At 64.6% G+C, this 13,719-nt stretch carries 11 protein-coding genes; 6 read left to right on the top strand and 5 right to left on the bottom strand.

From position 1 onward, the window contains the following. Window positions 1-242: 242 nt before the first annotated feature. The 6 genes from V6M89_RS24160 (at window position 243) to V6M89_RS24135 (ending at window position 7,518) form a co-directional block, all read left to right on the top strand. Entirely contained in the window at window positions 243-701 is a 459-nt protein-coding gene (locus V6M89_RS24160; protein WP_332855586.1) for an Hsp20 family protein, read from the top strand. Between the two features lie 231 nt (window positions 702-932). Beyond that, the gene (locus V6M89_RS24155; protein ID WP_332855585.1) at window positions 933-2,435 is read left to right on the top strand and encodes a Do family serine endopeptidase; all 1,503 of its coding nucleotides are present in this window, start codon (window positions 933-935) and stop codon (window positions 2,433-2,435) included. A 43-nt stretch (window positions 2,436-2,478) separates the two neighbouring features. Beyond that, window positions 2,479-3,138 carry a response regulator gene (locus tag V6M89_RS24150; RefSeq protein WP_020701705.1) on the top strand — a complete coding sequence of 220 codons (660 nt, stop codon included), beginning with the start codon at window positions 2,479-2,481 and terminating at the stop codon, window positions 3,136-3,138. Then, window positions 3,135-4,541: an ATP-binding protein gene (locus tag V6M89_RS24145; protein ID WP_332855584.1), complete on the top strand. Its 1,407-nt coding sequence runs from the start codon at window positions 3,135-3,137 to the stop codon at window positions 4,539-4,541. The genes V6M89_RS24150 and V6M89_RS24145 overlap by 4 nt, the downstream gene beginning before the upstream one ends. A 32-nt stretch (window positions 4,542-4,573) precedes the next feature. Further along, window positions 4,574-5,722: a pantetheine-phosphate adenylyltransferase gene (gene coaD, locus V6M89_RS24140; RefSeq protein ID WP_332855583.1), complete on the top strand. Its 1,149-nt coding sequence runs from the start codon at window positions 4,574-4,576 to the stop codon at window positions 5,720-5,722. Window positions 5,723-5,844: 122 nt separating this feature from the next. After that, window positions 5,845-7,518 (top strand): phospholipase D-like domain-containing protein, encoded by a 1,674-nt coding sequence (locus V6M89_RS24135; RefSeq protein WP_332855582.1) that lies wholly within the window; start codon window positions 5,845-5,847, stop codon window positions 7,516-7,518. Between the two features lie 4 nt (window positions 7,519-7,522). Here the strand turns inward: V6M89_RS24135 and V6M89_RS24130 are convergent, their stop codons facing one another. From V6M89_RS24130 to V6M89_RS24110, 5 genes are all read right to left on the bottom strand, one after another. Next, a complete protein-coding gene (locus V6M89_RS24130) occupies window positions 7,523-8,029 on the bottom strand; it encodes a hemerythrin domain-containing protein (RefSeq protein WP_332855581.1) in 507 nt (168 codons plus the stop codon). Window positions 8,030-8,223: 194 nt separating this feature from the next. Continuing rightward, window positions 8,224-8,967 (bottom strand): tetratricopeptide repeat protein, encoded by a 744-nt coding sequence (locus V6M89_RS24125; RefSeq protein WP_332855580.1) that lies wholly within the window; start codon window positions 8,965-8,967, stop codon window positions 8,224-8,226. A gap of 59 nt (window positions 8,968-9,026) precedes the next feature. After that, complete coding sequence (locus V6M89_RS24120) at window positions 9,027-11,123, bottom strand: bifunctional 2',3'-cyclic-nucleotide 2'-phosphodiesterase/3'-nucleotidase (RefSeq protein WP_332855579.1); 2,097 nt, start codon at window positions 11,121-11,123, stop codon at window positions 9,027-9,029. A 302-nt stretch (window positions 11,124-11,425) separates the two neighbouring features. Further along, on the bottom strand, window positions 11,426-13,201 hold the full coding sequence (locus tag V6M89_RS24115) for a DUF3443 domain-containing protein (RefSeq protein WP_332855578.1): 1,776 nt from the start codon (window positions 13,199-13,201) through the stop codon (window positions 11,426-11,428). A gap of 10 nt (window positions 13,202-13,211) precedes the next feature. Further along, window positions 13,212-13,673 carry a DUF2844 domain-containing protein gene (locus tag V6M89_RS24110; protein ID WP_332855577.1) on the bottom strand — a complete coding sequence of 154 codons (462 nt, stop codon included), beginning with the start codon at window positions 13,671-13,673 and terminating at the stop codon, window positions 13,212-13,214. Between the last annotated feature and the right edge of the window lie 46 nt (window positions 13,674-13,719).

The following is a 13,719-nucleotide window of genomic DNA, read 5'->3' as shown; positions in this document are numbered from 1 at the left end:
GACAAGAAGGCGAGTGTAGCACGCAGGCAACTTGCAAATCTGGCAAAAAGCTGGAAAAAGCGTGGCGCGGTGCAGCGAAAATATTTTTAAAAATTTTGCGGCTCTGGGGATCTTGTGGCCGTTTTTCAAGGCCTTGAAAGGCCGGAAAACCATCCTATATCGGACTCAGTGGTTGCCCAGATGGGGACCACGGAGGGGAATCTTCCCCGCCCATATCGCTTAACTTGAAAAGGATATTCACCATGCGTACTTTTGACCTGACCCCACTGTATCGTTCCGCCATCGGCTTTGATCGTCTGGCACAACTGCTGAACGACGCCCAGCGCGGCGACGCCACCCCGAGCTACCCACCGTACAACATCGAGCTGGTATCGGACGACCAATACCGCATCGTGATGGCGCTGGCCGGCTTCGACCGTTCGGAAATCGACATCACCTTCGAACGCGATTCGCTGCACATCGTCGGCCGCAAGCAGAAGGACGCCACCGAGCGCACCTATCTGCACCGCGGCATCGCCGCCCGCGATTTCGAGCAGCGCTTCCAGCTGGCCAACCACGTCAAAGTGACCGGTGCCACTTTCGACAACGGCATGCTGAACATCGAACTGGTGCGTGAAGTGCCTGAAGCGCTGAAACCACGCAAGATCGTCATTGACGGCAGCGACAAGGTCACCGCCCTGGAGCAGCGCCAGGCCGCCTGATCCGCTAATGCGTCATTCCCGCGCAGGCGGGAATCCATACTGAGCCGGCTAAGCCAGCGTTCTATGGGTTCCCGCCTGCGCGGGAACGACAAACCAGAACTGGCCGGTATATCCGGCCAGTTTTGCGTTCCCCCGTCTTGGTTGTAAGCAATTGTATTGTTAAGACGGGTCTAAGTTTTTACCCTCATATTGGATACATCTACAAACCTCAGTCAATTCAGGAGTGCAGCTATGTCCGAATCTACTCTCAAACGTGCAGCCCTCGCCGTGGCAGTGTTGGGCGTGATAGGCGTCGGCGGCGCCGTCGCCGTCAAACAAGGCAATGCCGTTGCCGCCGCCCCAGTTGTGCTGCAAGCCGCAGCACCGGTCCAGGCCGCACCAGTCGCCGTGCCTGCGCCGATGATGGCGCTGCCCGACTTCAGCGTCATCGCCGCCCATAACGGCCCGGCGGTGGTCAACATCAGCGTCACCGGCAGCACCAAGACCGCCTACGACGGCGCCGAGCAGACCGGCCGAGCCGATCCGTTTGCCGACGATCCGTTCTACGAATTCTTCCGCCGCTTCCAGGGCCCGCAGCAGCGCGGCGGCCAGCGTAGCGTGCCGACCCACGGCCTCGGCTCCGGCTTCATCATCAGCGCCGACGGCATCATCCTGACCAACGCCCACGTGGTGCGCGACGCCAGCGAAGTGGTGGTCAAGCTGACCGACCGCCGCGAGTTCCGCGCCAAGGTGCTGGGCTCGGATCCGAAAAGCGACGTCGCCGTGCTGAAGATCGACGCCAAGAACCTGCCTGTCGTTCCGCTGGCCAAGGGTAACGACCTGAAGGTGGGCGAATGGGTGCTGGCGATCGGCTCGCCATACGGCCTCGACAACACCGTCACCGCCGGCGTGGTCAGCGCCAAGGGCCGTTCGCTGCCGGACGGGAACGTGCCGTTCATCCAGACCGATGTCGCCGTCAACCCCGGCAACTCGGGCGGTCCGCTGTTCAACACGCGCGGCGAAGTGGTCGGCATCAACTCGCAGATCTACAGCCAGACCGGCGGCTACCAGGGCCTGTCGTTCGCGATCCCGATCGACGTGGCCGGCAAGATCAAGGACCAGATCGTCTCGACCGGCAAGGTTACCCACGCCAAGCTGGGCGTGACGGTGCAGGAGATCAACCAGGGCTTTGCCGACTCGTTCAACCTGGCCACGCCGGAAGGCGCGCTGGTGTCCAACGTCGAGAAGGGTGGCCCCGGCGACAAGGCCGGCCTGAAGTTGGGTGACGTGATCCGCACCCTCAACGGCAACAAGATCGTCAGCTCGGGTGATTTGCCGGCCATCGTCGGCCTGGCCACGCCGGGTGATAAAGTGACGATGGAAGTCTGGCGCCAGGGCAAGCCGGTACAATTGAGCGCCACGCTGGGTAATGCCAACGACAAAGTCGCGGCGGCAGCCGACGGCGAGCGCGGTGGGCAGGCCAGCGCCAAGCTGAAGCTGGGCTTGTCGCTGCGTCCGCTGGAAAGCATGGAGAAGCGCCAGTCCGGCATCGCCAACGGCTTGCTGATCGAGGATGCGCGCGGCGCGGCGGCCGATGCCGGCGTGCAGCCGGGCGATGTGCTGCTGTCGGTGAACGGCCGTCCGGTCAACACGGTGGACCAGGTGCGCGAAGTGGTCGACAAGTCCGGCAAGTCGGTGGCATTGCTGATACAGCGCGGCGACGATAAAATCTTCATACCGGTGCGACTCGGATAAGTCGGATCGGCAGAACGCAACACAAAAACAGAAAGGAAACAATATGCGACTTCTGCTGGTGGAAGACGATACGATGATCGGCGAGGTAGTGCTCGACCTGCTGAGGGCCGAGCACTACGCGGTCGACTGGGTCAAGGATGGCGCGATGGCCGACACCGCGCTGCAAACCCAGACCTATGATTTGGTGCTGCTGGACCTGGGCCTGCCGCGCAAGGACGGCCTTGAAGTGCTGCGCTCGATGCGCGCGCGCAAAGAGCTGACGCCGGTGCTGGTGGCCACCGCGCGCGACGCCAAGGAACAGCGCATCGCCGGCCTCGACGCCGGCGCCGACGATTATGTCCTCAAACCCTACGACCTCGACGAGCTGCTGGCGCGCATCCGCGCCTTGCTGCGCCGTTCGGCCGGCCGCGCCGAGCCGATCTTCGAACACGGCGGCGTCAGCGTCAATCCGCAAACCCGCGAAGTGCTGGCCGACGGCAAGGCAGTCAGCCTGTCGGCGCGCGAATGGGCGGTGCTGGAAGCGCTGATCGCGCGGCCCGGCATCGTGCTGTCGCGGCATCAGCTGGAAGAAAAACTGTACAGCTGGAAGGATGAAGTCAACAGCAACGCGGTCGAAGTCTACATCCACGGCCTGCGCAAGAAACTCGGTGCGGAACTGATCCAGAACGTGCGCGGCCTGGGATACATGGTGCCCAAGCTATGAAAGTGAAGATGCCGTCGATGCCGTCGATGCCGTCGCTGCCGCGAGTGCCCGTGGTAACGCACTCGCTGCGTGGACGTTTGCTGTGGTTCCTGCTGGCCGCCATCACGATGGCGGCCATTGCACAGGCGATGATCGCCTACCGCAGCGCGCTGAGCGACGCCGACCAGATCTTCGACTATCACATGCAGCAAATGGCGATGTCGCTGCGTTCCAGCGCCACGCTGACCAACAAGGCCGCCGACACGGCGGCCGATCCCGAGAACGACGACCTGGTGGTGCAGGTGTGGACGCCGGACGGCGCGCAAGTGTTCCGTTCGCTGTCGCGCGCGGCGCTGCCGCAGCGCGCCGTGCTGGGCTTCGACACGGTCAAGGTCAACAAGACCACGTACAGGATTTTCTCGGTGCAGACCAGCAACCAGACCGTGCAGGTGGCGCAGGACATGGCGGTGCGCCAGCGCATGGCCGGTACGCTGGCGTTGCGCACGGTCGGTCCGATCGCCGTCATGGCGCCGGTGCTGATGCTGGTGGTGTGGTGGGTGGTCAGCGGCTCGCTGGCGCCGGTGTCGCGCGTCAAGCGGCAGGTGGCGGCGCGCCAGGCGGACGATCTGTCGCCGGTCTCCGAAAACGATTTGCCCGATGAAGTGCTGCCGCTGGTGCACGAGCTGAACCTGCTGTTCGGCCGCGTGCGCACCGCCTTCGACGCCCAGCAGCACTTCGTCGCCGACGCCGCGCACGAACTGCGCTCGCCGCTGGCGGCGCTCAAATTGCAGGTGCTGAGCCTGGAACGCGCGCAGGACGAGGCGGCGCGCAGCGTCGCCATCGGTCGCGTCACGGCCGGCATCGAACGCGCCACGCGGCTGGTGGAGCAGCTGCTGGTGCTGGCGCGGCAGGAAGGCTCGGTCAACGACGTCAAGCTGGAGCCGGTCGATCTCACCGAGCTGGTCAAGCGTTCGCTGGGCGACATGGCCGGGCTGGCGCAATCGCGCCAGATCGACCTCGGCCTGCACCACGCGGACCAGGCCTCGGTCGACGGCCAGCCGGATGCGCTGATCATCCTGCTGCGCAACCTGATCGACAACGCCACCAAGTACACGCCGGCCGGCGGCACCGTCGATATCGAGCTGCGGCGTAGCGCCGGCGCCACAAAAGCCGCGCCGGGCCGCGTCATCCTTACGGTCGAGGATTCCGGCCCCGGCATCCCGCTGGAAGAGCGCGAGCGGGTGTTCGGCCGCTTCTACCGCGTGCCGGGCAGCCAGGCCGGCGGCAGCGGGCTGGGGCTGGCGATCATCAAGTCGATTGCCGAACGCCACGGCGCCGCGCTGACCCTGGGCGAGTCCGAACGCCTGGGCGGGCTGCTGATCAAAGTCGATTTTCCTGAGACTGCAAGGGCCGCTCCAGTCTAAAATGCTACTTTGACATGGCGTTGGAGTGGCGTATGAAGAAAATCGGCTTTTCGGGCACCCTGGACCCGATCACCAACGGTCACATGTGGGTGATGAACGAAGCCCGTTCGCTGGCGGACGAGGTGGTGGTCTTCCTGTCTGAAAATCCGGCCAAGAAGCCCAAGTTCTCGGCCGAGGAGCGCAAAAGCATCATCGCACTCAGCTGTGCCGAGCAGGGCTGGGACAATGTGCAGGTGGTCATCGTCAAGGGCGACTACACGGCGCGCGCCGCCAAGAAGCAGGGCGTGCATTGCCTGATACGCGGCATCCGCACCACCGCCGATTTTGACTACGAAAACCTGATCCAGCAAACCAACGTCGACGTGCTGCAAGGCGCCAAGACCATCTTCGTCATGCCGCCGCGCGACCTCGGGTCGGTCAGCTCCAGCTTCGTCAAGGCGCTGGAAGGGCCGATCGGCTGGAACTGGATCATGAAGAAGTTCGTGCCCGGCCCGGCCTACCACGCCTGGGTGCTGAGCTGGCTGCGCAAGGAGTGGGAAACGCTGTGGGACTACGAGCACCGCGACGCCACCGCCATCGCCCACGCCGACCAGTGGTTCGTGCAGCTGACCGGGGCCACGGCCTACGGCGGCCCGGCGCGCCACTATCACAACCTCGACCACCTGGTGCACGGCCTGTGCGAGATCCGCGTGTGGGCCGCCAATACCCGGCCCGATCCGGCCGACGTCGACATCGTCAAGCAAGCCTTCTGGTTCCATGACGCCGAGTACGGCCACAGCGGCGAGCCGGGCGCGCTGACCAATGAGGAAGCCAGTGCCCAGCTCTGGCTGGGCAGCCACCTGGGGCAGGAGATGGGCGACGCCGCCGAACTGATACGCGCCACCGATCATTTCCAGGAAGCCTCGATCAGCCACCGCCTGAAGGACACTTTGCTCAGCGTCGACCTGGCCATCCTCGGGCAGGACGATGAGGTCTACCAGAACTATGCGCGCGCCATCCGCCAGGAATACATCCACCTGCCGGACCCCAAATACCGCGAACAGCGCGGCGGCGCGCTGGCCCATTTGTGCCGCAAGGCCGATGCGGGCCAGTTGTTCGGCAACGACTATTTTGCCGATCAGTACAACGAGCGCGCCATCGACAACATGCAGCGCGAGATGGAACGGCTGGCGGTGAAGTGAAAATAAATCACGTGGCGGACGTCATAGGTGCGCGGCATCCGCGGTGATAAAGTGTGTAGATTCGATGCAGATTACGAACTATAGTGCATTGACTTTCCGCAAACTTTCTCACCGGAGGAGTTATGCCTGCTCATCTTCAAGTGATCGCCAATTCCGATGATGCCTTGCTGGCCTGGACGCCAGAACCCTGGACCGATGACATCGTCGGCTTCCGCCTGGAACGCAAGGATTTGCTGACCGGAAGCATCAAAGTACTCAACAACCGCATTCCCGCCAGCTCGGCGGGGACGGCCGTGCCGGCCGGCGGCATCGCCTCCACCGCCTCGCCGATACGCCGCTGCATGTGGGTGGACCACGACGTCGAACAGGCCGGCAAGGCCGCCTACCGGGTGACGCCGATGGCGGCCGGCGCGGCCGGCGCGAGCAGCTTCGTGCTGCGCGAGGACGAGGCCTCGGACTGGGTGGCGCCGCAGGCGGCGGAACAGCCGTCGGAAGGCGTGGCCGTCTATTTCAATCGCGGCACCATCATGTCGCAGGTCGTGACGCGGCTGGCCGGTGGCGAAGTCAGCGTCAAATCGCTGAAGGCCTTGAAGGCGCAACTGGCCGAGCCCGGTTATCCGGGGCGTCGCTACCTGGCGGGCCAGGCCCGTCATGCGCTGCTGGATTTCATGGCCAGCGCCGACCGTCGCGGCAACCACATCTACGCGGCCTTGTACGAGCTCAACGATCCTGAGCTGATCGCCGGTCTCAAGGCTTTTGGCGAGCGCTGCCATCTGTTGCTGGGTAACGGCAGTTCCACCTTCGACGACACCGCGCACGAATTGGAGGCGGCCGGCGTCATCGTCAAGCATCGCGATCTGTCGCACAAGGGCGCGTCCAGCCCGAGCGTGCACAACAAGTTCGTGGTCGAGGTCGATGTTGCAGGCGGCCAGGCGCAGCGCGTGCTGACCGGCAGCACCAACTGGACCACCACCGGCCTGTGCACTCAGTTGAACAACGTGCTGGTGATCGAGCGTCCCGTCACCGCCGACCGTTTCTACCAGCAATGGCGCAAGCTGGCCGAAGTGGGCGACGATATGCCGGACGAGCTGCGCGTCGCAAACGGCCGTCCCACCGACGACGGCAAGGTGACGACCTTGTTCGCCGCCACCAAGGCCCAGGCGGAATTCGCGCCGGTGCTGGAGGCGATCGCCAACGCCAAGCAGGGCGTGCTGTTCCTGATGTTCATGCCGGGGCAGTCGCCGCTGTTGCAGGCGCTGCTGGCGCGCGTGGCCGAAGCGGACGGGCCCTACATACGCGGCGTGGTGTCGGCGGTGACGCAGAGCGAGAAGGGCGTCGTTACCGAGCACAACGCGCAGGTGATCGCCAACGGCGCCGACCTGAATCGCTTCCATAACGAAGTGTTGAAGCCGGACGGCGCGCCACCGGCCAACCTGCCGGCCTGGGCGTTGGAAGAATTCCAGCGCAGCATGTACCTCAGTGCCGGACTGAACGCGATCATCCATTCGAAGACGCTGGTGATCGATCCCTTCTCCGACGACTGCGTGGTGGTGACGGGGTCGCACAACTTCTCGCCGGCGGCGTCCAGCAAGAACGATGAGAACCTGGTCATCATCCGTGGCGACAAGGCGCTGGCGCAGGCGTATGCGGTGCATATCGAAGGCGTGTACGACCACTTCGCGTGGCGCGCTTTCCTGTCGAACGGCGGCGATCCGAAATCCATCTTCCAGCCGCTGACCGGCTGGAAGAGCGGCAACCGCGCCAAGGAACTGGCGTTCTGGATGAGCCAGGCCTAGTGCGTTAGTGCGGAGGCAGTTCGATCTGCTCCTTGCGCGCGGCGATGGCGGCGCCCAGCGCATCGAGGTCCAGCTTGGCCTTGCGGGCCTTGGGGAACATCTCGGTCTCTTCTTCCTTGACGTGATGGTCGATCAGTTCGGACAGCACCTTGACCTTGGCGTCGTACAGATCGTCGGTGGGCTCCATTGAAATGATCTGCGCGATCAGGTCTTTGGCCGAGGCGTGCTCGACGACGGCCTCGTCGAGCATGTCGTCATCCTTGGTCGCGGCGCGCACGGCGGGGTAGAAGATTTCCTCTTCGGCGGTGGCGTGCTTGGTCAGCTCGGTGCAGATCTGTAGGGCCAGTTTCTGTTTGCTGACATGCGCGCGGTCGCCCAGCTCTTCGTACTGTTCGAACAGCGACTTGACGTGCTCATGGTCTTCGATCAGCAGCGTGATCGCATCCTGAACATCGGTCTCGGTCGGGATAGGCTTGGGGATTTTGTCCTGCGGGCGGGCGGTGGTTCTCATGTCGGCTCCTTGCGTGGCGAATGATTGGGGGATACTGCATACCCAGTCTAGGAGCGCGATCAATGGCAGTCTGTGCGTTGCTCAACGTTGCCGCCAACCATCCGGGGTCAGGTCCCCCATTTGCGCACGAGCTGAAGCGTAATGACAGTTACGGTCGAGGCCGTGAACAAATGGGGGACCTGACCCTGGGTTTCTTAGAAGCGATTCCAGTTGTTGTGGCGGTGCTCGGTGGCTTCCTTGAGCAGGTAGCCGGCGCGGCGTTCGTCTTTGGGGCTGAGGGCGTCGCCCAGTTGCACCGTCATCGCCAGCTCCTGGATTGCCGGCGGATATTCGTGTTCGGCGGCTTCTTCCAGCAGGTGGCGGGCCTGGGCGCCGTCCTGCGCGACGCCGCGGCCTTCCCGGTAAATGTAGGAGAGCAGGAACATCGCGTGTGGATTGCCCTGCTCGCTGGCGATGCTCAGCCAGTGCGCGGCTTGACCATCGTCGCGTGCGACGCCGTCACCGTTTTTGTAGAGCATGCCCAGCATCAGCGCCGCCCGCGCGTGATTCTGTTTGGCCGCCATGGCGTACCACGGCGCCGCGTCTGCCGGTGCCGCCGGCACGCCAACCACGCCCACTCGCAGCATCTCGCCCAGCTGGTAGGCGGCATCGACGTCGCCGCCGCGCGCGGCCTGCTCGAACAGCTTCAGCGATTCCGTCCGCTGCTCCGGACGCGTTTGATACAGCAACGCCAGCTCGCGCTGCGCCACCGGCATGTTCTGCGCCGACCACGCCATCAGCTTGCGCTCGGCGCTGGCGTCGGCCTGCTGCATGGATTTCATGCCCACCGTCTCGATTTGCGCCGAGTTCGGCTTTTCCTGTTGCAGCTGGCAGCCGAACAGGAACACGCAGGTCAACAGACCGATCAACGCTACGCCGGGATAATTTTTAACTTGCATGATAAGGACCTCACGATAAGCGGGGCCGGCGTTCACCGGCCCCGCGCACCACGCTCGATTTACTTGCTCAGATCCACCGAGTACTTGGCGAAGCCGCTGGCGTCCAGCGCGCCTTCGGCCGTCACGGCGGTGATGCCGCTGCTCTTCGCCAAAGCCAGGTGGCCAGGCGCCGAACGCAGGATCACCGGACCAGCGGTCGCCACCTTGACGAAGCTCCAGCTGCGCGCGCTGCCGTTGCCGGCCAGCGTGACCTTGCCGCTGGCCGCGCCTTGCGCCGTCAGGTAGTTGCTGACCACGGTCTGGTTGGCGTCCGGCGACTTGATGATGGTCTTGCTGCCGTCGATGCCAGGCACGGCGCCGCCGCCGCCCGCGCGGTAGTCGTTGGTGGCGACGATGAAGTCGTCACCATCGGCCACGGCCTTGCCCAGGTAGGTCAGGTTGACGATGCGGCTGCCGACCGGCTTGGTCACGTCGATCTGGTAGGTCAGCGCGTTGTTTTCGGCGTAGAACACGTCGTAGTTGTAGATCGTGCCATACGTCGGCACCAGGTCCTGCTCGGTGGTCTTGGCCGGATCGATCTGGCCGAACTGCTTGGCCGCCGTTTCCAGCCAGGCCTTCAGGTCGGAACCCTTGATCTTGACCGCCTGCAGGTTGTTGTTGCTGTACAGGTAGAGGTCGCCGGGATTGCGTACCTGCAGGCCGACCGGCGCGGCGGCGCTGGCGCCCGGCGCGACGTCGGTGAAGTCGGAAGGACCGTTGCGGCCCGCCTTGAACGGCGCGCTGCACGAGATCACCGGAATGTTCTTGTAGCTGGCGATGGTGGCATCGGTGCTGGCGGCGATGAATTTCTTCACGTAGTCCAGCTGCGCCTGGTTGACCAGCTGGATCGCGCTGACGTCGCCGACCAGCGAGAAGTAGGCCGACATCTCAAAGTCGGTGGTCACGCCCAGCGGCTGCTTGGCGTAGGCGATGGTGGCCGCGTGCTCGGTGGCGACGATGGGGGCGATGGCCGGATCGGCCTTGACGATGGTGGCGCCATCGGTGTACTTGAAGCCGCGCGATTCCACGCTGGTCTTATCCTGCTGCACCACCCACTTGCCACCGGTGAAGACCAAGGTCAGCTTGATGATGCCCAGACGGCGGCCCCAGCTTTGCGCCATCACGGTCGGCACGCCGTTGACGAAACCGTTGACGGCGTCGATCTTGGCGCTGGCCGGGAAGGCGGCGAACGATGGATCCAGTGCGGCCGCGCCGGTCTCTTTGCCTTTCGGGAAGATCAGGTGCGAGTGGCCGATCAGCAGCGCGTCGATGCCGGTGCTGGTCAGGTGATAGCTGCCGTTTTCCATTTTCGGGCTGTAGGCGCTTGGGTCGAGGCCGCCGTGCGACAGCGCCACCACCAGGTCGGCGCCCTTGGCGCGCATCTCAGGCACGTACTGCTTGGCCGCTTCCTGCACGCCGGTCACGGCGACTTTGCCGGCCAGGTTCTTCTGGTCCCAGTCCAGGATCTGCGGCGGCACGAAGCTCATGATGCCGATGTTGAGCTTGACGTCGACCTTGGTGCCATCCAGCTTGGTGGCGGTGAAGGTGCGCGGCAGCAGCGTGTACGGCTGCACGATCGGCTTGCTGCTGGCCACGCCGGTGACGTTGGTCAGTACCAGCGGGAAGGCCGGCGCGCCGCAGGTGCCGGTCGGCTTGCTCACGCCCGGAATGCCGAAGTCGGTATTGGTGATCTGGCTCAGCAACGGCAGGCCGTAGTTGAACTCGTGGTTGCCGAAGCCGCCGCCGTCGTACTTCATGGCGTTCATGACCTTGTGCACGGCCATGGTGTCGGTGCAGGCGATCGGCTTGGTGACCGCTTGCAGGTCGCCCAGCAGGGTGCCCTGGATCACGTCGCCGTCGTCCAGCAGCACGTTGTTCGGGTTTTCCGCGCGGGCCGCGCTGACCAGGGTCGAGGTGCGTTCCAGGCCCAGGCTGGTGTCTTCCGCCAGTGAGTAGTAGTTGTAGCTCATCACATTGGCATGGATGTCGGTGGTTTCCATCAGCGCCAGCGTGACGGTCGTGCCTTCCGCGATCGCCGGGGGCGCCGTGTAGTCGCCGCCGCAGCCAACCAGACCCGCTGCCGTCAACGCAGCCAACATCACCAGATTTGTTTTCATTGCACCCTCAAATTAAGAAAATTCAAGGTGGCGACTGTACCCAACGCGCATGACATGGTCGTGACAAAACGCAAACAATTGGCGCGATTTAACAGGGGTTTGTCGTGATTTCGCGATACCGCCCAGACCTCGCTCGCTATTCTGGCAATTCGTACCGGCGTCACAAACGCCGGTGCGCGCAGAGATGCATCATCCTTCGACCAGACACCCACGGAGAGAAGGTAGGCAGCTACCCAAAAGATGGACCACAACAGCGGCTCTGACGGCAGCGCTTATCGGGCGCTGCCGGCACTGTGTGACGTCTAATATGCCCACAACGGCCCGCTCTTGCCGTTGACGGCGCCCCCTTCGAACACGACGAACACGCGGCGGCCGTAGAAGAAGGGCAATCCCCAATCAAAGTAATTGCCCGCGTTGGTGCCGCTGCCCACCGTGCCGCCGACCTGCGCCGCCGAGATGGTCGACGCCAATTGCACCAGGTTGGCGACGTTGAAGTTGACCACGCCGCTGGCGCTGCCGTCGGCTGCGGCGTTGGTGGCGCTGAGCGAGAGCGTCGCGGCCGGGCAATAGAAATCCCCTCCCGAGCAGGTGCGTATCGTGCTGTCGCTGAAGAAGTAGCCGTTGGAGCCGCTGTCGATGAAGCTGGCGCTGTAGGTCTTGCCCTTGTAGGTGGTGCTGAAATCGCCGCTGCTGTTGGTCTTGTACAGCGTTTCGCTCGCGATGGTGTTGTTGCTCTGGGTGTTGACGCCGAAGATCAGCGTGCCGCTGACCGAGGTCAGGCCGGCCGTGCCGACGCTGGGCAGCACCAGCAGCACGCCGTTGTTGTTGACCGCGAACGAGGCCACCGGATTGCTGACCTGCGACGCCAGCGCCATGCTGCTGGCGGTGCAGCCGTTGCTGGTGCAGGCGTAGTAGGCGCCGCTGACCGCCGACTTGGCGCAGCTGTCGCCGCAGTCCTGCTTGAACAGGCCGACGCCGAGGATGCCCTTGGCGCCCATCGCCGCCAGCGTGCCGAGGTTGTTGCCGGCGCTGCTGCAACTGGACGGCGTGGCGGCGTAATTGGCGCCGCTGTCGGCGATCACCTGGATCGAAATGCCGGCCGCCTTTTCATCCGCCAGCCTGACGTCGGCCTGGCGCACCGCGCCCCAGGTGTAGCCGCTGATGAACTTGGCGCACTCGCCGGCGTCGGCGCCGGACGGCGTCTTCACGGCCGGCAGGTTCAGCGCCGCGTCGAGCGGCGCCAGCAGGCGCAGGCCGTAGGAGCCGGTGTCGAGCAGCACGTGGTCGATGGTCTGGCAGGTGCTGGTGCCAGGCTGGCACACCGTCACGCTGACGTACGGAATATTGATCGAGCCGTTGATGCCGGTGGGGCCGCTGTCGACCACGATGGCGGTGCTGTTGCTCAGTGGCGCAGTCACGCTGAGCGCGGCGCTGGCGTTGACGTTGCCGCCGTCACCGGTGCAGGACAGGGTGTAGACAAAATTGCCCGCCGCATTGGGCACGATGTTGATCGAGCCCGACGTGGCCTTGGCGCCGCTCCAGGCGCCGCTGGCGGTGCAGCTGCTGGCGTTGGCCGACGACCAGCTCAGCACCGAAGTCTGCGCGGTGGTGATGCTGGCCGGCGCCAGTGTCAGGTTGACGGTGGGCGAGGGCGGCGGCGTGCTGATGACCACGCTGGTGGTCTTGCTGACGCCGCTGCAGGTGACGGTGTAGAACGCGGTCCCGGCCGCGCCGGCGGTGACGGTCTGCGAGCCGCTGTTGTCCAGCGCGCCGCTCCACGCTCCCGAGGCGGTGCAGCCGGTCGTGCTGGGATTGCTGACGCTCCAGCTCAGCGTGATGACCTGGCCGACGGTGGTGGCGGTCGGCGTGGCGCTGATGCTGACCACCGGCGTGACGGCGGCGGCAGCCTGGCTGGTGGTGGTGGCGGTGCTGCTGTCGCCGCCACCACCGCCGCAGGCGCTGAGCATCAGCGCGAGCAATGCGCCGGCGAGGTAGATCGTCCAGGTCGAACTGGAAGCGGCCAGCAAGGCCGCGCCGGTGCGATGCAGCAGCCGGTCGAGGGGGAGGAAACGGACCATGCGCGTATTCCTATTCGATGGTGGAAGTATCGAAGCCCGCCGGCAGCGCGCTCGGTATCCACGCATGGCCGGCGTAGGCGCGCATGTGGCCGCCGGAGACGATCACCAGGTCCGATTGCTCGACCGCCAGCTGCGAGTGGCCCGCCTTGGGACGCTTGCCGGCGGCGCCGGTCAGCACCGCGAACTTGTCGCCCAGCAGGGTGCGCAGATCGGGTAGGGCCGGGCCGCTCCAACTGACGGCGAACACCGTGCCTTGCGTGTTCACATATTCGCGCACGACGGTGCCGCTATCGAGCGTGCTCTGGCTGACGGTGTAGACCGCCGTGCTATCGCTACTGGCCGCCGCGAGGCTGCGTGCGCCCTGCCTGACCGGCGTCGTACCGAAATTGGATGGAGCCGTGCCCAGCGCGGCATAGGCCAGAGCGCCTTGCAGCAGGGGAAGTAACAACATGAGTAAGAGTGCGCGGCGCATGAAACGCTCCTGTGCCTAAGATGTAGGCAGTGTAGAACGACCGCGG

Origin of the sequence: Duganella sp. S19_KUP01_CR8, assembly GCF_036688705.1 — a bacterium.
Taxonomy (GTDB): Bacteria; Pseudomonadota; Gammaproteobacteria; order Burkholderiales; family Burkholderiaceae_D; genus Rugamonas.
This window is presented reverse-complemented; position numbering and strand designations above follow the sequence as displayed.